Origin of the sequence: Streptomyces tibetensis, assembly GCF_007655005.1 — a bacterium.
Lineage (GTDB): Bacteria > Actinomycetota > Actinomycetes > Streptomycetales > Streptomycetaceae > Streptomyces > Streptomyces tibetensis.
On record NZ_SZVW01000006.1, the window covers coordinates 153,970 to 173,243 of the forward strand.

14 protein-coding genes are annotated in these 19,274 nt (G+C 71.1%); 6 read left to right on the top strand and 8 right to left on the bottom strand.

What is annotated here, in order from left to right:
* Nucleotides 1–27 precede the first annotated feature (27 nt).
* Complete coding sequence (locus FDO69_RS12220; RefSeq protein ID WP_104779802.1) at nt 28–882, bottom strand: siderophore-interacting protein; 855 nt, start codon at nt 880–882, stop codon at nt 28–30.
* 144 nt (nt 883–1,026) lie between these two features.
* Nucleotides 1,027–2,070, bottom strand: a complete 1,044-nt coding sequence (locus tag FDO69_RS12225; protein ID WP_104779803.1) for an ABC transporter substrate-binding protein — start codon at nt 2,068–2,070, stop codon at nt 1,027–1,029.
* 614 nt (nt 2,071–2,684) lie between these two features.
* On the opposite strand from FDO69_RS12225, the gene FDO69_RS12230 reads away from it, so the two are divergent.
* The 3 genes from FDO69_RS12230 (at nt 2,685) to FDO69_RS12240 (ending at nt 7,935) form a co-directional block, all read left to right on the top strand.
* Nucleotides 2,685–6,806 carry an SGNH/GDSL hydrolase family protein gene (locus FDO69_RS12230; RefSeq protein WP_324826428.1) on the top strand — a complete coding sequence of 1,374 codons (4,122 nt, stop codon included), beginning with the start codon at nt 2,685–2,687 and terminating at the stop codon, nt 6,804–6,806.
* Nucleotides 6,807–6,876: 70 nt separating this feature from the next.
* On the top strand, nt 6,877–7,398 hold the full coding sequence (locus FDO69_RS12235; protein ID WP_104779805.1) for a hypothetical protein: 522 nt from the start codon (nt 6,877–6,879) through the stop codon (nt 7,396–7,398).
* 72 nt (nt 7,399–7,470) lie between these two features.
* Nucleotides 7,471–7,935: a DUF6234 family protein gene (locus tag FDO69_RS12240; protein ID WP_104779806.1), complete on the top strand. Its 465-nt coding sequence runs from the start codon at nt 7,471–7,473 to the stop codon at nt 7,933–7,935.
* Between the two features lie 77 nt (nt 7,936–8,012).
* On the opposite strand, the gene FDO69_RS12245 is transcribed toward FDO69_RS12240, so the two are convergent.
* The 4 genes from FDO69_RS12245 to FDO69_RS12260 are packed head-to-tail and all read right to left on the bottom strand — an operon-like array spanning nt 8,013 to nt 13,673.
* Entirely contained in the window at nt 8,013–9,173 is a 1,161-nt protein-coding gene (locus FDO69_RS12245; RefSeq protein ID WP_104779807.1) for an acyl-CoA dehydrogenase family protein, read from the bottom strand.
* 5 nt (nt 9,174–9,178) lie between these two features.
* Nucleotides 9,179–10,129, bottom strand: a complete 951-nt coding sequence (locus FDO69_RS12250) for a hydroxymethylglutaryl-CoA lyase (protein WP_104779808.1) — start codon at nt 10,127–10,129, stop codon at nt 9,179–9,181.
* Complete coding sequence (locus FDO69_RS12255) at nt 10,126–12,042, bottom strand: acetyl/propionyl/methylcrotonyl-CoA carboxylase subunit alpha (protein WP_104779809.1); 1,917 nt, start codon at nt 12,040–12,042, stop codon at nt 10,126–10,128. Before FDO69_RS12255 ends, FDO69_RS12250 begins: the two co-directional genes overlap by 4 nt.
* A gap of 14 nt (nt 12,043–12,056) precedes the next feature.
* Complete coding sequence (locus FDO69_RS12260; protein WP_104779810.1) at nt 12,057–13,673, bottom strand: carboxyl transferase domain-containing protein; 1,617 nt, start codon at nt 13,671–13,673, stop codon at nt 12,057–12,059.
* Between the two features lie 87 nt (nt 13,674–13,760).
* On the opposite strand from FDO69_RS12260, the gene FDO69_RS12265 reads away from it, so the two are divergent.
* From FDO69_RS12265 to FDO69_RS12275, 3 genes are all read left to right on the top strand, one after another.
* Entirely contained in the window at nt 13,761–14,363 is a 603-nt protein-coding gene (locus tag FDO69_RS12265) for an SACE_7040 family transcriptional regulator (RefSeq protein WP_104779811.1), read from the top strand.
* Nucleotides 14,364–14,718: 355 nt separating this feature from the next.
* Nucleotides 14,719–15,876, top strand: a complete 1,158-nt coding sequence (locus FDO69_RS12270; protein WP_104779812.1) for an acyl-CoA dehydrogenase family protein — start codon at nt 14,719–14,721, stop codon at nt 15,874–15,876.
* A 35-nt stretch (nt 15,877–15,911) separates the two neighbouring features.
* Entirely contained in the window at nt 15,912–16,793 is an 882-nt protein-coding gene (locus tag FDO69_RS12275; RefSeq protein WP_104779813.1) for an acyl-CoA thioesterase, read from the top strand.
* Here the strand turns inward: FDO69_RS12275 and FDO69_RS12280 are convergent.
* Nucleotides 16,786–17,574: a phosphatase gene (locus FDO69_RS12280; RefSeq protein WP_104779814.1), complete on the bottom strand. Its 789-nt coding sequence runs from the start codon at nt 17,572–17,574 to the stop codon at nt 16,786–16,788. The genes FDO69_RS12275 and FDO69_RS12280 overlap by 8 nt on opposite strands.
* Before the next feature lie 160 nt (nt 17,575–17,734).
* Nucleotides 17,735–19,222 carry a helix-turn-helix domain-containing protein gene (locus FDO69_RS12285; protein ID WP_170320870.1) on the bottom strand — a complete coding sequence of 496 codons (1,488 nt, stop codon included), beginning with the start codon at nt 19,220–19,222 and terminating at the stop codon, nt 17,735–17,737.
* Nucleotides 19,223–19,274: the final 52 nt, after the last annotated feature.

The following is a 19,274-nucleotide window of genomic DNA, read 5'->3' on the forward strand; positions in this document are numbered from 1 at the left end:
GTGTCACTTCAGGCCGATGAGCTGCGGCTACGCCTCCGCCCGCAGTTGCTCCTCGCTCACGCCACGCCGCCAGTAGCCGACGAACGTCACCCTGCGGCGGTCGATCCCGAGCTCGCGCACGACGTGCCGGCGCAGCTCCTTCACACACCCGGACTCGCCGGCGATCCAGACGTACGGCCGCTCGGCCGACGGCAGTCCGCCCTCGCGGAGGGCGTCGAGGGCCATGGGGGACCCCTCGGCGCTCCCCTCCTCCCTGACCAGCCAGGTGATCTCGGCGTCGGCCTCGGTCACCAGGTCCTGGATGTCGCCGGCGTGCGGGACCTCCAGCCAGACCCGGGCGCGGGTGCCGGCCGGCAGCGACTCGACGACGGCGGAGGCGGCCGGCACGGCGGTCTCGTCGCCCCAGACGACGACGAGGTCGGTGTCCTCGGGCGGCCGGAAGCGGATCGCCCGGTTGTCGGCGACGGCCGGGCCGAGCAGCAGGACCCGGTCCCCGGCGCGGGCGCGGGCGGCCCAGCGGGAGGCCGGGCCGGCCTGGACGGAGGCGCCCGGTCCGATGCCGTGCAGGGCGAAGTCGATGTCGATCTCGTCCGGGTCCCGGCGCAGGTCGCGCAGGGAGTAGGAGCGCATCACGGCTCGTACGTCGTCCGGGAGTTCACGCCAGCCCTGCCACCAGCCGTCCCCGAGTTCGAGCGGGACGACCGGCTCGGGCTGCCCGGGGTGCGGCAGGAACAGCGAGAGGGACTGGTCGCGTCCGTCGGAGTGGAAGGCGTGCAGATCGGGCCCGCCGAAGGTGACACGGACCAGGGACGGACCGAGCCGCCTCGTCCGCAGGACCTGGAGGGAGAAGAACCGGAACGGGGCGGCTACGGCGGTGGTCATGGTGACTCCTGATTGATCGTCAGGGGTGAGTGGAGGCACCCGGAGGCGCGGGACGGTGTCGACATGCGGCTCCGCCGCGCGGGCGCGACCGGCCGCGTCCGGCCCGTGCCCGCGACACCCCTCGAGCGCCCCACGGGTGGCGCGTCAGGAGACCTTCTTCGCGCTCTCGATCGCCTTCGCGAGGTTCTCGACCAGAGGCGTGCACTTGTCGTACGACAGGATCGGCTCGGGCGAACGCGAGATGACCTGACCGGCCTTGACCGCGGGCAGCTTCTTCCAGGTCGCCTCGGTGATGTCGGCCGGTTGGATGGTCGAGGCGCGGTCGTCCATCATGATGATGTCGGCCGGGTACTTGTCGACGTTCTCCCAGCTGAGGTTCTCGAACCAGCCGCCGTTGGCCTTCTTGGCCTTCTCCGGGGGCTCGACGAGGTTCACGCCGAGGGCCTTGAAGTACTCCAGGTCGATGGAGAAGTTGGAGCCCGAGACGTAGAAGATGGCGTCCGAGGCGGAGCCGGCCAGCACCTTGATCTCGGGGCGGGACTTGGCGGCCTTGCGCAGTCGCTCGGAGGCGGCCTCGAAACGCTTCTTCGCCTCGACGACCTTCGCGGCCTTCAGGTCGGCGCCGAGCGACCCGGCGAGCTCGGCCATACGCTGCAGCGGCTTCGGCATCTGCCGGTCGAAGACCGAGACGGCCACGCTCGGGGCGAGCTTGGCGATCTTGTCCTTGGAGGCCAGCGGGACGTACCAGAGGGAGCCGGCGGCGTCGAAGGTGGTGGTGATGAGCACCTCGGGCTGGAAGGCCGCGTACTGCTCGACGTTGAACTGGTCGAACCGGTTGCCGAAGACGGTCAGCTTGCTGACGTCCATGTCGCCGGCCTGGACGTCGGCCTTGCCGTCCTTGGTCTTGGTCGGGCCGAAAACGCCCTTGACCTCGATGCCGTAGTCGTACAGGGCGGCGGCGACGCCGGTGAAGGCGACGATCTTCGTGGGGACGTGGTCCAGGCTCACGGTCTTGCCACGGTCGTCCTTGAAGGACCAAGAGCCGGACTTCGCGACACCCTTCGCGTCCGAGCCGCCGTCCTTGGAGTCCTCACTGCCACACGCGGTCACGAGGGCGCCGAGCCCGAGAGCACCACCGGCGGCGAGCAGGCCGCGGCGGGAGAAACGGGCGGTTCTGGCGTTCGACATGACTGGGTCTGCTTTCGTGCGTACGGAGCCACTGCGGGCACGGCCGACAGCCGCTTGGCTGGAAACAAGCTTAGGTTAGCCTAACCTGCATTTGTGTCCAGGCCCCCTCATTCGTGCCCCGGGGCGCGTGGGGGTAATGCCCGGCGGGGCGGTGATCCGGATCACGAGGCGCAAGGGCAGGGGGGCTTCCCCGGAGGGCGCGAAGTCCCGCCGGATCGTGTGCAGTTGCACAAGGGTGATGGGTGGTCGCTCAATCTGCGGCCGACGGAGGGTCGTTGGGGGGGTATGGGGTGCGTGGCTCGAGTCACATGTGATGCCGCTGTGAAAATTGTGAGTGACACCCAGCGTGGCGGGCTGGTACTTTCCCGGTGACCACAGAACCGAACATCGGTTCCCAATGCGCGCTTTCACGGGGGAATGCTGCGCTATGTCTCGCGATGCCTTGCGTGTCACCCTGCCGCCCGTCGCACTCATGTGCCCGGCGCGGCCGCGTCCTGACCACCGCGGCCGGTGACCACGTGATCTCTCGCTCTGCGTGACAGCAACTCCTCCTTCGCTGACGGTGCCGTGCGTTCCGTCGCAGACGGAAAGCACATCCGTAGAAAGAGACCCACTTGAGACGCAACGCCATGCTGAGGCGTGCGCAGATACCGCTGACGGCAGCCCTCACCCTGGCTCTGTCCGCCGGTGTCGCCACGACGCAGGCATACGCTGCGGCCGACCCGCAGGGGGAAGCCAAGGGCTGGTCGACACCGGCCGCCCACGACCCGGGGACCAAACCCGGCGACCAGCCCGCCGCCGTCCCGACCGACCGGCGCCCGGAGGTCCTGGGCGAGGACTACAAGAAGTCGTCCGACCAGGCCTTCACCACCTCCGGTGACGGAACCGGCTTCCACGTCCTCATCGCGGACGAGAAGCAGGGGTACGCCTGGAAGACGGCGGCCACCCTGTCCGAGCCCGGCTTCGACACCGACTCCTGGATCGGCAACGCCTGCCTGACCGAGTCCGGGAAGTACGCGGCCGTCGCCTACGCGCCCCGCACCTTCACCAACAAGCCCGAGCTGATGACGCGCGGAGCGTTCACCGCCGTCGTCGACCTGACCGACGGTCATGTCACCAAGCTGCCGTTCCAGGCCACGCTGGGCTACTTCTCGCCGGGCTGCGGCCAGGGCGAGGAGGCGGTGTTCACGGCACTGACCGACGACCGGTCGGCGAAGAACCAGAGCCGCCTGGTCACGGTCGACGCCCGCACGGGGAAGGTCGGCACCAAACAGACGGTCACCGGGCAGGTCACCTCGGCCGTGCCGACCGACCAGGGCATCGTCGCAGCCGCCGGAAACCACATCGTGAAGGTCGAGGGCGGCCAGGCCCGCGACGTCGCCACCACGAAGGCCTGGCCGTTCCAGCTCAAGGCCGACGCCGACGGCGGTGTGACCTTCATCGACCCGGCCCCCAAGCCGTCGAACGCGCGCAGCGCCGCGGCCGCCCAGAGCACCGCCACGGTCTCCCGGGTCAGCTCCGGGCAGATCAAGAAGGCCGACGGCCGGAGCAGGGCCGCCGGGCTCGCGCAGGGCAAGCTCGACGAGTTCGACCTCACCGCCACCCCCTCGGGCCGGGTGTACGTGACCGGCAAGGCCGCCTCCACCGCGCGCGCCGCGTCCGGCGCGCTGAACAACCCCGGCGGCCTCGTCAAGGACGCCCGTGTCTCCAGCCGGGGCCAGGCCGTGGTCGCCGCCCGCTGGGCGGACGGCAAGGACTCCCGGATCCGCCCGCAGGAAGCCCTCGAAGCCCGCACCGTCCGCACCACGGTGGAGACCCTGGACACCCGCAAGACCGTCGTCCTGGACGCACCCCCCGGCTCCGAGCCCGTCGGCGGGCAGCGCGAGATCGCGCAGGGAACCCAGACGAGCCCGGTCCTGCTCGCGCAGGGCGCGAAGGTCCAGGGCAAGAAGACGTCGTTCGGCGCACGAGCCGCGGGCAACGACACGGTCGAAGCCGACCGGTACTGCTCGGTCCCGCGCAACGACCCCAAGAAGCAGGCCTTCCAGCCCACCCCTCGCCAGGTCGAGTGGGCCGTTGACCAGACCGTGGTCGGCAAGCTCAACAAGGGCGCCACCCGCCCGGCGAACTGGAAGAACACCGGCATGGCGGCCTACGCGCCGCAGACGCTCTTCCCGCTGACGCCGCTGACAGGCGGCTCCGGTGAGGACTGGCACGTGCCCGCGCAGGTGATGCTCGGCATCACGGCGCAGGAGTCCAACATGTGGCAGGCCACTCGCCTCGCGGTGCCCGGTGTCACGGCCAACTCGCTGATCGGCAACTTCTACGGCGTCAAGTACGCGGCCAGCGGCACGCAGCAGGACCCGTGGGCCATCGACTTCGCCGAGGCCGACTGCGGTTACGGCATCACGCAGGTCACCGACGGCATGCGGGTGCACGGCAAGGAGAAGAAGGACGAGACGCCCAAGACGACGGCGCAGCAGGAAGCCGTCGCGCTGGACTACGCGGCGAACATCGCGTCGGGTGTCAACATCCTCATCGAGAAGTGGAACACCACGCGCAAGGACGGCCTGGAGATCAACGACGGCCATCCGAAGTACATCGAGAACTGGTTCTACGCGCTGTGGGCGTACAACTCCGGGTACTACCCGAAGTCCTCGCCGGAGAACGGCAAGTGGGGCGTGGGCTGGACGAACAACCCGGCCAACCCGCTGTGGAAGGAGAACCGGACCCCGTTCCTGGAGAACTCCGCGGGCAAGGACGACTACAGCCACGCCTCGCACCCGCAGGACTGGCCGTACGAGGAGAAGGTGATCGGCTGGGCCGCCCGTCCGATCGCCGCCATGTTCAAGCCGGGTGACATGCAGGCGGGCTACCGCGCCGCCTGGTGGAACGCCAACGACGCCCGCACCTCGGCCAAGCCGCCCATCTTCAGCTTCTGCGGCACGCAGAACCAGTGCGTGCCCACGAAGATCACCGAGGGTGCCTCCAACGACGACGGCAAGGGCCCGTGCGCGCTGCCCGGTGACCCGTACGACGACAACCCGATGTACCTGAAGTGCTGGTGGAACGAGCGGGTCTCCTGGAAGAGCTGCACGACCGAGGCCCGGTGCGGCAACCCGGTCCACCGGTTCGACGACACCTATCCCGAGCAGCCCGACGAGAACTCCTACCCGCCCCGCTGCAACACCGGCCTGCCGGCCGGGGCGCTGGTCGTGGACGACCTGCCCAGCGGCAGCATCCCAGCGGGCTCCTCGGGGCGTACCTGCACCGTGGCGTCGAGGGGCACGTTCCAGTTCACCTTCGCCGGCGAGGGCGGCAAGTACCCGTCGAAGATGGACCTGCACCAGATCGGCGCGGGCAACAACAACCACTTCTGGATGGGACACACCCGCTGGCTCGCGACCGCGGACGGAAAGCGGCTGAACGTCTCCGGCAAGTGGACGCTGGGCGGCACCCAGCGCGGCTGGATGCGTGTCTTCGTGCACATGCCGGACCACGGCGCCCACACCCGGCAGGCCGCCTACCGGGTCGGCGGCACCGACTCCACGTCGCCGGTCCGGGTGCACCCGCAGCGGATCGGCTCCAACAAGTGGGTCGACCTGGGCGTGTTCAACTTCACCGGCACGCCGACCGTCACCCTGGACTCCGACACCGAGGACGGCACCGGAGACGAGGACATCGCCTGGGATTCGGTGGCCTTCCAGCCGCTGTCGGCCAAGCCGAAGGACTTCGTCGTCGGCATGGGCGACTCGTACTCCTCCGGTGAGGGCGCGTCCGAGGGCAACCGGGACTACTACCCGGAGACCAACTACCTCGACGAGCAGAACAAGAAGACCCGCAACGCCTGCCACCGCTCCACCCAGGCGTGGTCGCGCCAGGCGAAGATCCCGGGCCGTTCGCAGTCCGTCGGCGCCCTGGCCGACAGCTACGGCACCTCCATGGACTACCACCTGATCGCCTGCTCGGGCGCCCGCACCTACAACGTGGTGCACAACGGGATCGTGCAGTCCAACGGTGGTGAGGTGACGCAGATCGACAAGGGCTACCTGGACCAGAACACCACCCTGGTCACCATCTCCATCGGCGGCAACGACGCGCGCTTCGCCGCCGTCATCCAGAAGTGCCTGGTCGCGTTCAACGGCGGCAACTGCAAGGACAAGACCTTCGAGGACGGTGACGTCGACCAGTCCGTCGGCGGTCGCGACCGCAAGTTCATCGGGCAGTCGCTGGAGAAGGCCGCGGTCGGCGTGATCAACGAAGTCGTCCGGCCGGACATCACCAAGGTTCTGACGGAGATCAGCCAGAAGGCGCCCAACGCCAAGATCGTGCTGATGGGCTACCCGCCGCTGATCGAGGACAGGGGCGCGTGCCTGAGCGTCACGGTCCCGGGCCTCGGCCAGATCGGTCTGTCCGCCTCGTCCACGGACTGGCTCAACAGCGTGGCCGACTCGCTCGCGGCCTCGATGCAGGGGGCCGTGAACGATGCCAAGGCCAAGGGCATCAAGGCCTGGTTCTCGGACCCGAAGCAGAACTTCGCGGGCAAGGCCGTCTGCGGTAACCCCGAGAGCGTCCACGGCATCGTCAAGACGCTGGTGGATTCCGACCAGCCGGCCGTGGACTACCCCATCATCAGCGGCTACGGCCTGTCGGCCCAGTCGTTCCACCCGAAGATCGGCGGCGCCCGCCTGTACGCCGACTCCCTGGAGCGCACCCTCACCGGCATGGGCCTGTAAGCCCATCGCCGTCCCCCGGGGCCCCGCACGGGCGGGGCCCCACCGATCTCACCCCGGAAGGGACACCAGTATGAGGAAGCACCTTTCGACCGCTGTCGCGGGCGGCGCGGCCGCCCTTGCCCTCGTCGCCCTGGCCGCGGCGCCGGCCGCGGCCGGCACGGCCGACTCGCAGTTCGACGTGGTCTTCCCCGGCAGCAAGCCGCAGACCACGTACTACGTCCAGAACACCGCGACCCTGTCCGGCAGCCTGACCGGCAAGTCGGTCATGAGCTGGCAGATCATCGACGACCAGGTCGTCGACAACTCCAAGCGGTTCACCAGCTTCAAGATCACGACGCGGATCGAGGAGCGTCTGAGCAAGACCAGCGAGGACCACGTCTACACGTCGAAGACGTGCGACCTGACCAAGCTCGTCAACGACAACTACTCGTGGTTCCAGATCGAGCCCGCGAACACCTGCGTCGCGCCCTCCGCCGTGTACGACGGCGAGCTGTGGTGGTCGACCGACGCGACGATCGTCTACGACATCGAGGGCGACGGCAAGGGTGCCATCACCCAGGAACTCCTCGGTTCGCCTCTGATCCACGGCTGACCACCGCACACCGCCGGGCCCTGAGTACCTGTACTCAGGGCCCGGCCCGGCCTTCGAGAGAGACTCGTGCCCATGACCGACCCCGCCTCTCCGAGGTCTCCCGGCCTGCCGCAGTTCCGTGGTGACAACGTGCCGCCCCCGCGCGGCCGACGCCGGTGGCTGCCCCTCGCCGGTGACATCGCCCTGGCCGTCGGGCTGCTCGTCCTGGACGGCATCGGGGCCGTGGCTGCATTCCTGCTCGGCATCGACTACAGCGGCTGGAAGCCGTTCGATCCGGGTGCGGACAACTCCGACATCGCCCTCACCCCCAACTGGCTGTACGTGGGCATCGCCGGCGGTGTGATGCTGTTGACCGCAGCCCTGCTGTACCGGCTCCGCGCCATCGTCAGCACCTGCCTGCAGGTGCTCGTCGGCATCGCCGTACTGGTCGCCGCAGTGGGCGGCGCGCAGTTCGACGAACACCGCGGTACCCGGGCCGCGACGAGTGGGCCCGGTCTGTCCGCCCACGGGGAGACGGTCTCGACGACGGCCAGGTGACCGGGGGCGGGCTCCACTGTCTCCCGCGTCCAGCCGGAGGGCATGCGCCGCGGCCGGCACCGGCCCTTCGGCGCCGCTCAGCCCACCAGCCCCAACTCCCGCGCGATCAGCATGCGCTGGACCTCGCTCGTGCCCTCGCCGATTTCGAGGATCTTGGAGTCCCGCCACATGCGGGCCACCGGGTACTCGTTCATGAAGCCGTAGCCGCCGTGGATCTGGGTGGCCTCCCGGGCGTTGTCCACCGCGACCGTGGAGGAGTGGAGCTTGGCGAGGGCCGCTTCCTTCTTGAAGGGCTCGCCGGCGACCAGGCGGGCCGCCGCGTCGCGCCAGGCGAGGCGGGACGTGTGGGCCTTCATCTCCATCTCGGCGATCTTGAACTGAATGGCCTGGTTGGCGGCGATCGGCTTGCCGAAGGCGTGGCGTTCCTTGGCGTACTTGACCGACTCGTCGACGCAGCCCTGTGCCAGACCCGTCGCCAGGGCCGCGATGGCGATGCGGCCCTCGTCGAGGATGCGCAGGAACTGGGCGTAGCCGCGGCCCTCCTCGCCCAGGAGGTTCGCCGCCGGGACCCGGACGTCCGTGAAGGACAACTCGCGGGTGTCCGAGGCGTTCCAGCCGACCTTGGAGTACGGGGCCGCGACCGTGAAGCCCGGCGTGCCGGACGGGACGATGATCGAGGAGATCTGCGGCTTGCCGTCGGGCTTGCGGCCCGTGACCGCCGTGACCGTCACCAGGCCCGTGATGTCCGTGCCCGAGTTGGTGATGAAGCACTTCGTGCCGTTGATGACCCACTCGTTCGTGGAGGAGTCCAGACGGGCCGTCGTACGGGTCGCGCCCGCGTCGCTGCCACCGTCCGGCTCCGTCAGGCCGAACGCGCCCAGGACTTCGCCCGAGCAGAGGCGGGGGAGCCACTCCCGCTTCTGCGCCTCGGTGCCGTAGCGGTGGATCGGCATCGCGCCGAGCGAGACACCGGCCTCCAGGGTGATGGCGATCGAGGAGTCGACCCGCGCCAGCTCCTCCAGGGCCACGCCGAGGGCCAGGTAGTCACCGCCCATGCCGCCGTACTCCTCGGGGAACGGCAGGCCGAACAGGCCCATGCGGCCCATCTCGCGGACCATCTCGTACGGGAACTCGTGCCGCTCGTAGAAGTCGCCGATCTTCGGCGCCACCACCTCGTGCGCGAACTTCTCGACGGTGCGGCGGAGTTCCTCCAGCTCGGGGGAGAGACGGTAGTCCATGGTGATCAGTGCTCCTCGGTGTCCTCGTGGGACAGGGCTCGGACGGTGCGGGACGGGCTGGGTCGGCCCAGGTGGGCGGCCATCCACGCGCTCGTGGCGACGAGGCGGCCGAGGTCGATACCGGTGTCGATGCCGAGGCCCCGCAGCATCCACACGAGGTCTTCGGTGGCCAGGTTGCCGGTCGCCGACTTCGCGTACGGGCAGCCGCCCAGGCCGCCCGCGGAGGCGTCGATCGTCGTGACGCCCTGCTGGAGCGCCGCGAGGGTGTTGGCGAGGGCCTGGCCGTAGGTGTCGTGGAAGTGGACCGCGAGAGTGGCGGGTGGGACGCCCGCTTCGTCCAGGGCTGCGAGGAGTGCGACCACGTGGCCAGGGGTGGCCACGCCGATCGTGTCGCCCAGGCTCAGCTCGTCGCAGCCCATGTCCAGCAGGGCGCGGCAGACCCGCACCACCTGGGCGATCGGGACCCCGCCCTCCCAGGGGTCGCCGAAGCACATCGAGAGGTAGCCGCGGACGTGGACCGCATCGGTCTTCGCGCGGGCCACCACCGGCTCGAACATCGCCAGCGCCTCGTCCACCGTGCGGTTGAGGTTGGCCTTGGCGAAGGACTCCGTGGCGCTGGCGAAGACCGCCACCCGGCGGGCGCCCAGCGCCAGCGCGCGGTCCAGGCCGCGCTCGTTCGGGACCAGGACCGGGAGCGCGACGGGCAGGTCGGCGACCATCGGGAACAGCTGCTCCGCGTCCGCCAGCTGGGGCACCCACTTGGGGTGGACGAAGCTGGTCGCCTCGATCGTCGTCAGGCCGGCGTCGGCCAGGCGGTGGATGAACCGGGCCTTGACCTCCGTGGGGACCGTCGCCTTCTCGTTCTGCAGGCCGTCCCGGGCGCCGACCTCGTGGATGCGGACCCGGGTGGGCAGGTCCCTGCTCGGGACGACCATCGGAAGTCCGGGGACCGTCATTGCGCCGCCTCCTCGTGTGGTGCGATGACCGCCAGCACCTGGTCCATGGCGACCGTGGTGCCGGGGGCCACGTCCAGCTCGGTGACCTTGCCGGCGTGCGGCGCGGAGATGACGTGCTCCATCTTCATCGCCTCCACCACCAGCAGGCTCTGCCCCGCGCTCACCTCGTCGCCGACGGCGACCTTCACCACCGTCACCGTGCCGGGCATCGGCGCGGTCAGCGAGTCGGCGCCCCCGTGGGCGGCGCGGGTGAGGGACGCGGCGACCGGGTCGTGGTCGCGTACGTGCCAGGCGTCGCCGTCGCGGCCGAGCCAGTCGGCGGCGCGGTGGAAGGTGTGCCGGACGCCGTCCAGGGTGACGAAGACCCGGTCGGCGGTGACCGTGGCCGTGCCGCGCGGGGTGTGCTCCAGAGGCTCCTGCACCCGCAAGGGGAAGACCGGCGGTTTCGGCGCGCCGCCCAGACGCCAGCCGCTGGGCACCGAGAAGGGGTCCGTCCAGCCGCCCGGCTGCGGCTTCAGGGCCTCCAGGCGTACGGCGGCCGCCGCCTCGTACACCTCCTCCGGCACGTCCGCCGGGACCAGGTCCTCCACCTCGCGTTCGACCAGACCCGTGTCCATGTCGCCGGAGACCACCGCCGGGTGGGCCAGCAGGCGGCGCAGGAAACCGGCGTTGGTCTGCACGCCGAGCGTGACCGTCTCGGCCAGGGCCGCGCGGAGCTTGCGCAGGGCCGTCGCCCGGTCCGGGCCGTACGCGATGACCTTGGAGAGCATCGGGTCGTAGAGGCTGCCGACCTCCGTGCCCTCGGTGAGGCCCGAGTCGGTGCGGACGCCGTCACCCTGTGGCTCACGCAGCCGCAGCACCGTGCCGCCGGAGGGGAGGAAGCCGCGGGCCGGGTCCTCGGCGCAGATGCGGGCCTCCACCGCGTGACCGGTCAGCCGTACGTCCGTCTGGGTGAAGCCGAGGGGCTCGCCGGCCGCCACGCGCAGCTGCCACTCGACCAGGTCCAGGCCGGTGATCAGCTCCGTGACCGGGTGTTCCACCTGGAGGCGGGTGTTCATCTCCATGAAGTAGTACGACGACGGGTCGGTGCCGGGGACGATGAACTCCACCGTGCCCGCGCCCCGGTAACCGCAGGAGCGGGCCGCCTGGACCGCCGCCTCACCCATCGCGGCGCGCGTCTCCTCGTCGAGGAGGACGCTCGGCGCCTCCTCGATGATCTTCTGGTGGCGGCGCTGGAGGGAGCACTCGCGCTCCCCGAGGTGGACCACGTTCCCGTGGCCGTCCGCCAGGACCTGGATCTCGATGTGGCGGGGTCGGTCGATCCAGCGCTCCACGAGGAGGGTGTCGTCGCCGAAGGAGGCGCGGGCCTCGCGGCGGGCGGAGGCGATCTCGTCCTCCAGCCGCGTCAGGTCCCGCACCAGGCGCATGCCCTTGCCGCCGCCGCCCGCGCTGGGCTTCAGCAGGACGGGCGCGCCCAGCTCGCGGGCCGCGTCGGCCAGGTCCGGGTCTCGGCCGCCGGGCACCACCGGCACCCCGGCCTCCTGGACCGTCTCCTTGGCGCGGATCTTGTCGCCCATCAGGGCGATCGCGTCGGCCGGAGGGCCGATGAAGACCAGGCCGGCCTCGGCGCAGGCGCGCGCGAAGGCGGCGTTCTCGGCGAGGAAGCCGTAGCCGGGGTGGACGGCCTGGGCGCCCGTGCGGGCGGCGGCTTCCAGGAGGCGCTCCACCGAGAGGTAGCTCTCGGACGCGGGGGCCGGGCCGATCCGGACCGCCGTGTCCGCCTCGCGGACGTGCCGCGCGTCGGCGTCCGCGTCGGAGAAGACGGCCACCGAGCGCACGCCCATCGACCGCAGCGTCCGGATGACGCGTACGGCGATCTCGCCCCGGTTGGCCACCAGCACTGTCTCGAACATCGTCGTCCGTCCCCTCACATCCGGAAGACGCCGAACTGGGGGTCACCCAGGGGCGCGTTGGCGCAGGCGGTCAGGGCCAGGCCCAGGACCTGACGGGTGTCCATCGGGTCGATGACACCGTCGTCCCAGAGGCGGGCCGACGCGTAGTAGGCGTTGCCCTGGCGCTCGTACTGGGCGCGGATCGGGGCCTTGAAGGCGTCCTCGTCCTTTGCCGGCCAGGATTCGCCGCGGCCCTCCAGCTGGTCCCGCTTGACGGTCGCGAGGACCGAGGCGGCCTGCTCGCCTCCCATCACCGAGATCTTGGCGTTCGGCCACATCCACAGGAAGCGGGGGGAGTAGGCCCTGCCGCACATCGAGTAGTTGCCCGCGCCGTACGAGCCGCCGACCACGACCGTCAGCTTCGGCACGCGCGTGCAGGCCACCGCCGTGACCATCTTGGCGCCGTGCTTGGCGATGCCGCCCGCCTCGTAGTCCTTGCCCACCATGAAGCCCGAGATGTTCTGCAGGAACACCAGCGGGATGCCGCGCTGGTCGCACAGCTCGATGAAGTGCGCGCCCTTCTGGGCGGACTCGGAGAACAGGATGCCGTTGTTGGCGATGACGCCCACCGGGTGGCCGTGGATCCGGGCGAAGCCCGTGACCAGGGTCTGGCCGAACTCGGACTTGAACTCGGCGAAGCGGGAACCGTCGACGACCCGGGCGATGATCTCGCGCACGTCGTAGGGGGTGCGGGAGTCGACCGGGACCGCGCCGTAGAGGCCGTGCGGGTCGACCTTCGGCTCCGTCGCCTCAGTGACCTCCCAGGGGAGTGCTCCGCGCGCGGGGAGGGTGGAGACGATCGTGCGGACGATGCGCAGGGCGTGCGCGTCGTTCTCCGCGAGGTGGTCCGTGACGCCCGACACCCGGGAGTGGACCTCGCCGCCGCCCAGCTCCTCCGCCGTGACGACCTCGCCGGTGGCGGCCTTCACCAGGGGCGGGCCGCCCAGGAAGATCGTGCCCTGGTTACGGACGATCACCGCCTCGTCGCTCATCGCCGGGACGTACGCCCCGCCGGCCGTGCACGAGCCGAGGACGGCGGCGATCTGGGGGATGCCGGCGCCGGACATGCGGGCCTGGTTGTAGAAGATGCGGCCGAAGTGGTCCCGGTCGGGGAAGACCTCGTCCTGCATGGGGAGGAAGGCGCCGCCGGAGTCCACCAGGTAGACGCAGGGGAGGCGGTTGTCGAGGGCGACCTCCTGGGCGCGGAGGTGCTTCTTCACGGTCATCGGGTAGTAGGTGCCGCCCTTGACCGTGGCGTCGTTGGCGATGACCACCGTCTCGCGGCCGCTGACCCTGCCGATGCCGGCGATGACGCCGGCGGCCGGGGCCTGGCCCTCGTACATGCCGTCGGCCGCGAGGGGGGCCAGCTCCAGGAACGGCGAGCCCGGGTCGAGGAGGGTGTCGACGCGGTCGCGGGGGAGCAGCTTGCCGCGCGCGGTGTGGCGCGCGCGGGCCTTCTCGCCACCGCCCTGTGCGGCGGCGGCGAGCTTGGTGCGCAGCTCCTCGACGAGGGCGTGGTGCGCCTCCTCGTTGGCCCGAAAGGCCTCCGACGCGGGGTCTGCCGCGCTCGTGAGCTCCGGTGCCTCGTGCATCCTGCGGGTCCCCTCACCTTGTTAATGAGCGTTAACGCATTTCCTTCAGGTTAACGACCGCTAACCTCCCTGTCTAGAATTGTTTTCATGGCCACCAGAACCGACGCCCCCACCCGCCGTGAGCAGATCCTCAAGGAGGCCGCGCGGCTGTTCGCCGAGCGGGGCTTCCACGGGGTCGGAGTCGACGAGATAGGTGCCGCGGTCGGGATCAGCGGGCCCGGGCTGTACCGGCACTTCGCGGGCAAGGACGCGATGCTCGCGGAGCTGCTGGTGGGGATCAGTGGGCAGTTGCTGACGGGGGCGAAGCGGAGGCTGGCGGAGGTGGAGGCGGACGGGGGTGCGAAGGCGGAGGCTGTCCTCGACTCGCTGATCGAGGGGCATATCGACTTCGCGCTCGACGACCGGCCTCTGATCACCCTGCACGACCGGGAGCTGGATCGCCTCCGGGACAGCGACCGGAAGATGGTGCGGCAGCTGCAACGGCAGTACGTGGAGTTGTGGGTGGGGGTCGTGCGGGAGGTGTACCCGGGGTTGGGGGAGCCGGCGGCTCGGTCGGCCGTGCACTCGGTGTTCGGGTTGCTGAACTCGACTCCGCATCTGGGGAGGGGTGGGTCGTTGCCCGGGCGGGGGGCTACGGCGGAGTTGTTGCATCGGATGGCTCGGGGGGCGTTTGCCGCGGCGGGGGTTTAGCGGCCTCTGCCCACCCGCCCGCCCGGAGCTGTCGGCCAGGAGACCGGACCCCCCCCCGGGGCTCCGCCCCGGACCCCGGCGGGGGCTTCGCCCCCTGCACCTCCGGGGGTGCCCCACTCGCCCACCCGTAACTGTCGGGCGGGAGGCCGACCTCGCCTCGGGGCTCCGCCCATGCCCCGGCGGGGGCTTCGCCCCCTGCGCCCCCTTGGCTTCGCCCCCTACGCCCCCTTGGCTTCGCCCCCACCCCATCGGCGTGACGAGCGTCTCCCCACCCCCTCCCTGGACGCTCGTCGATACTCGCCGGTATCTTGGGCTGAGCAAGCGCTTAGACATGCGAAGTCCTGGAGGTGGCGGCGTGCGCCGTACGGTGTTCAACGAGGATCACGAGGCGTTCCGGGAGACCCTTCGCGCCTTCATCGAGGCCGAGGTCGTACCCGTGTACGACGAGTGGTTCGCGGCGGGCCAGGCGCCCCGCGACTTCTACTACAAGCTCGGTGAGCTGGGCATCTTCGGCATCAACGTGCCCGAGGAGTTCGGCGGCGCGGGCCTGGAAAGCCACAAGTTCGAGGCCGTGCTGTACGAGGAGACCGCTCGCGCGGGCGTCGCGTTCGGCGGCTCCGGCGTGCACGTGCTGCTCGCCCTGCCCTACATCAAGATGCTCGCCACCGACGAGCAGAAGAAGCGCTTCCTCCCTAAGTTCGTCAGCGGCGAGGAGATGTGGGCCATCGCGATGACGGAGCCGGGCACCGGTTCCGACCTCGCGGGCATGAAGTCCACCGCCAAGCTGAGCGAGGACGGCACCCACTACGTCCTCAACGGCGCCAAGACCTTCATCACCGGCGGCGTCCACGCCGACCGCATGATCGTCTGCGCCCGCACCGCCGCCCCGACCGCCGAGGACCGCCGCCACGGCATCTCCCTCTTCGCCGTGGACACCAAGTCCGAGGGCTACTCCGTCGGCCGCAAGCTCGACAAGCTCGGCCTGAAGACCTCCGACACCGCCGAGCTGGCCTTCGTCGACGTCAAGGTTCCCGTCGAGGACCTCCTCGGCGAGGAGAACAAGGGCTTCTACTACCTCGGCCACAACCTGGCCTCCGAGCGCTGGGGCATCGCCTTCGGCGCCTACGCCCAGGCCAAGGCCGCCGTGCGGTTCGCCAAGCAGTACGTCCAGGACCGCACCGTCTTCGGCAAGACGGTCGCGTCCTTCCAGAACACCAAGTTCGAGCTGGCCGCCTGCCAGGCCGAGGTGGACGCCGCCGAGGCCGTCGCCGACCGTGCGACCGAGGCCCTCGACGCCGGCGAGCTCACCCCCGCCGAGGCCGCCTCCGCCAAGCTGTTCTGCACCGAGGTCGCCCACCGCGTCATCGACCGCTGCCTCCAGCTGCACGGCGGCTACGGCTTCATGAACGAGTACCCCATCGCCCGCCTGTACGCGGACAACCGCGTCAACCGCATCTACGGCGGCACCAGCGAGATCATGAAGTCGATCATCGCGAAGAACATGGGCCTGTAAGCCGACCGTAGTCAGTGGCCGGTACAACAGTTGCCATGAGCAATGCACTCCAGAGCCTCCTCGATCTGCTCGACCTCGAGCAGATCGAGGAGGACATCTTCCGCGGCCGGTCCCGGTCCGCCGTCGTACCCCGGGTCTTCGGCGGGCAGGTCGCGGCCCAGGCGCTCGTCGCCGCCGGGCGCACGGTCCCCGAGGACCGGCCCGCGCACTCGCTGCACGCGTACTTCCTGCGCCCCGGCGACCCCGGCGCGCCCATCGTCTACACGGTCGACCGGATCCGCGACGGCCGCTCCTTCACCACCCGCCGGGTGGTCGCCGTCCAGCACGGCAAGCCGATCTTCCACCTCTCGGCATCGTTCCAGGTGCACGAGGACGGGCTGGATCACCAGGAGCCGATGCCGGCCTCGCCCGATCCCGTGACCCTCCCGACCGGAGAAGAGCGGCTGCGCGGGTACGGGCATCTCGACCCCGTCGTGGTGGAGAAGTTCATCGAGGCCCGGGCCGCGGTCGATCTCCGCTACGTCGACGAGCCGCCCTACGGCCGGTTCGGCGAGCCGCGCGAGCCGCACTCGCAGGTGTGGTTCCGCACCAACGGCAAGCTCGCGGACGATCCGCTGCTGCACGTCGTCCTCGCCACCTACGTCTCCGACATGACGCTGCTCGACTCCGTGCTGCTCGCGCACGGGCGCGGTGGCTGGGCCGTCGGGGATGTCGTCGGCGCCTCGCTCGACCACGCGATGTGGTTCCACCGGCCGTTCCGCGCCGACGAGTGGCTGCTGTACGACCAGGAGTCCCCGTCCGCGCACGGCGGCCGGGGACTGGGGCAGGCCCGGATCTACACGCAGGACGGGCGGCTCGCCATCACCGTGATCCAGGAGGGCGTGGTCCGCGTCCCGCGTGAGCGGGGCACTAGCTGAGGCCCGCCTCCGCGAGCAGGTACGCCGTCATCGGGTCGTAGTGGCGGGGGCTGATCACGTGGTCGTCGAGGGGAACCGTCACCTGCACGGTGCCCTCGGCCTCGGCGATGAAGAGGGCCGGGTCGTTGCAGTCGGCGTAGCCGACGGAGTCCACGCCGTGCTGTCCCGCGTAGCCGGCCCAGCCGTGGTCCGCCACGACCAGGTCGGGCAGCGGGCGGCCCGCGCGCTCCAGGGCCGTCAGGATCGCCTTCATCGGTTCGCCCGAGTGGGTGTGCCACAGGGTGGCGCCGTGCTCCAGCACCGCCACGTCCGCGAACTGCATGACGTAGCCCTCCTCGGTCGTCAGCCCGTCCGGGATGACGACGATCTCGCAGCCGGCCGCGCGCAGCGCCGACGCCGTCGCGCGGTGCACGTCGAGGAGGCCGCCGGGGTGGCCGGTGGCGAAGAGGACGCGCTGCTGCCCGTCCGCGGCCTTGCGCAGCCGTCCGGCCATCCGCTCCAGGCCGTCGACGGTCAGCTCCGGGTCGATGGTGTCCTGGCCGTACCGGTATTCGGGGTCGTCGTTCACGCCGACCCGCTCCGCCATCACCGCGAGGACGTCCTGCTCGTCGTTCCAGCGGTCGCCGAGTTCCAGTCCGAGCCAGTAGTGGCGGTCGCTGTTCGCCAGCTTGCGGTAGTGGGAGAGGTTGTTCTCGCGGGGGGTGGCGACGTCGCCCGCGATGCGCGTCCTGACGAGGTGTTCGACGAGTTCGGCGCGGCTGGGTGTCCCGGATATCGGCATGGCATCCATTGTGAGGCAGCCGACCGGGGGCGTCCCTGGCGTATCGAGCGCTGGGACGTGCGTCACGTACTCAGCGGGACCCCGCTCACGTACTCAGACACGCCGTGGCTACTCGCACCTGCCGTAGCGGTTCAGATGCTGCTGCTGTCGCCGTGGCCGCTCACACGTGCCGCAGCGCGAACCAGAGTTCCATCCGTACGTCCGGGTCGTCGAGGTCCGTCTCCAGCAGGGCCGCGCAGCGGGCGACGCGCTGCCGCACGGTGTTGCGGTGCACGGACAGGGCGACGGCCGTGCGGTCCCAGCTGCCGTGCAGGGACAGCCAGGTGCGCAGGGTCTCGGTGAGCGCGGGGTGGGCCGTGACGGGGGCGAGGACGGCGCGGGCGTGGACCGCCGCCTCCCCGGTCGGGACCAGGTCGGCGAGGGCGGGGCGCGCGCTGTGTCTCTGCAGCGGGCAGCGGGTGGCGCGAGCCCGGGCCAGGGCGCGGGCGGCCTGCGTGTCCGCGGTGGGCCAGTCGCGCGGGGCGACGGCGGCGCTGACGCCCAGGGTCCAGCCGGGCAGCGGGCGATCCGGTGCCCGGTCGGCCGGGACCAGGATCCGTACGACGTCACCTGCCGGGTCGACCAGGGCGGACCCGAGCGCGGCGCCCAGGGCGGAGGCCGCGACGGGGTCGGGGGTGCCGTCCCCGTCCGGCCGGGCGTGCACCACGAGCCACGGCCCGTCGCCCAGCAACGCCACGACCTCCTCGCGCGGCGCGCCCAGCAGCATCCGCACCAGCGCGGAGGACCGGGCGGCCCCGGTGCCGCTCTGCTGCTCCCCGGTGAGCAGCGACAGCAGCACGGCCGCGACGGAGGCGACGGTGTGGTCGCCGGGGGTCCGGTGCGGTGTGGCGACGCCGAGCACGAACCCGTGCCCGGCCCCCAGGCTGTAGGCGGCGAGCTGGAGCCCGGAGACCGAGTCGGTGGCGGAGGCCGGGGCGGGGCGCTCCCCCGGGCCGTCGGCGGGCCGCACCACCTCCCCCAGCCGTGTCAGCGCCCCCCGCGCCTCGTCCCCCGGCTCCCGCCCGGCTCCCGCGATCTCCGTCCCCTCCGGCCCGTACAGCACCGCCCACCCGCCCAGTCGCTGGGCCAGTTGCCGGAGCACCGACGGGACCGGGTCGGGGCGGGACGCGGCGGCGGCGAGGCTCTGCTGGGCCTCGGTGACATGGCGGAGCTCGGCCAGGCGGGCCCGTGCCATCAGCTGCCAGACCGCGCGGGCCACGCCCGAGAAGGTGGTCCGGGGCGGCACCTCCAGCAGCGGCAGTCCGTGCGAGGTGCAGGCCGCGACCAGCCCCTCCGGCACCGTGTCGTGCACGGGCGCCACCCCGAAGCCGAGGGCCGCGCCGCCCGCCGCCACGATCCGGGAGACGTAGTCGTCGAAGTAGGAGGTCCCCGGTCCCGCCGCCCCGTCCGGGATGTGCACCCCGGCGCTGAGCAGCAGCTCCCCGCCCAGCAGATAGGGGTACGGGTCCGCCATCTCCGAGGTGTGCACCCAGTGGACGACGACGTCCTCGGCCGGCGGCCCCGCGAGTTGCCGCAGGCCCAGGTCCTCGCGGGCCAGCAGCGCGGTCAGCGGGACGGGCGGGCTGGGCGGAACCGCCGGATCCGGCATGGTGTGCGTTCCCTCCATCCGGCACCGGCTCGAATGGATGAAACGTACACTT

Coding starts and splice junctions, on each gene's coding strand:
- FDO69_RS12225 (WP_104779803.1), bottom strand. CDS start 2,070: ATGTCGAACGCCAGAACCGCCCGTTTCTCCCGCCGCGGCCTGCTCGCC.
- FDO69_RS12220 (WP_104779802.1), bottom strand. CDS start 882: ATGACCACCGCCGTAGCCGCCCCGTTCCGGTTCTTCTCCCTCCAGGTC.
- FDO69_RS12260 (WP_104779810.1), bottom strand. CDS start 13,673: ATGCACGAGGCACCGGAGCTCACGAGCGCGGCAGACCCCGCGTCGGAG.
- FDO69_RS12250 (WP_104779808.1), bottom strand. CDS start 10,129: ATGACGGTCCCCGGACTTCCGATGGTCGTCCCGAGCAGGGACCTGCCC.
- FDO69_RS12245 (WP_104779807.1), bottom strand. CDS start 9,173: ATGGACTACCGTCTCTCCCCCGAGCTGGAGGAACTCCGCCGCACCGTC.
- FDO69_RS12265 (WP_104779811.1), top strand. CDS start 13,761: ATGGCCACCAGAACCGACGCCCCCACCCGCCGTGAGCAGATCCTCAAG.
- FDO69_RS12280 (WP_104779814.1), bottom strand. CDS start 17,574: ATGCCGATATCCGGGACACCCAGCCGCGCCGAACTCGTCGAACACCTC.
- FDO69_RS12240 (WP_104779806.1), top strand. CDS start 7,471: ATGACCGACCCCGCCTCTCCGAGGTCTCCCGGCCTGCCGCAGTTCCGT.
- FDO69_RS12235 (WP_104779805.1), top strand. CDS start 6,877: ATGAGGAAGCACCTTTCGACCGCTGTCGCGGGCGGCGCGGCCGCCCTT.
- FDO69_RS12285 (WP_170320870.1), bottom strand. CDS start 19,222: ATGCCGGATCCGGCGGTTCCGCCCAGCCCGCCCGTCCCGCTGACCGCG.
- FDO69_RS12255 (WP_104779809.1), bottom strand. CDS start 12,042: ATGTTCGAGACAGTGCTGGTGGCCAACCGGGGCGAGATCGCCGTACGC.
- FDO69_RS12275 (WP_104779813.1), top strand. CDS start 15,912: ATGAGCAATGCACTCCAGAGCCTCCTCGATCTGCTCGACCTCGAGCAG.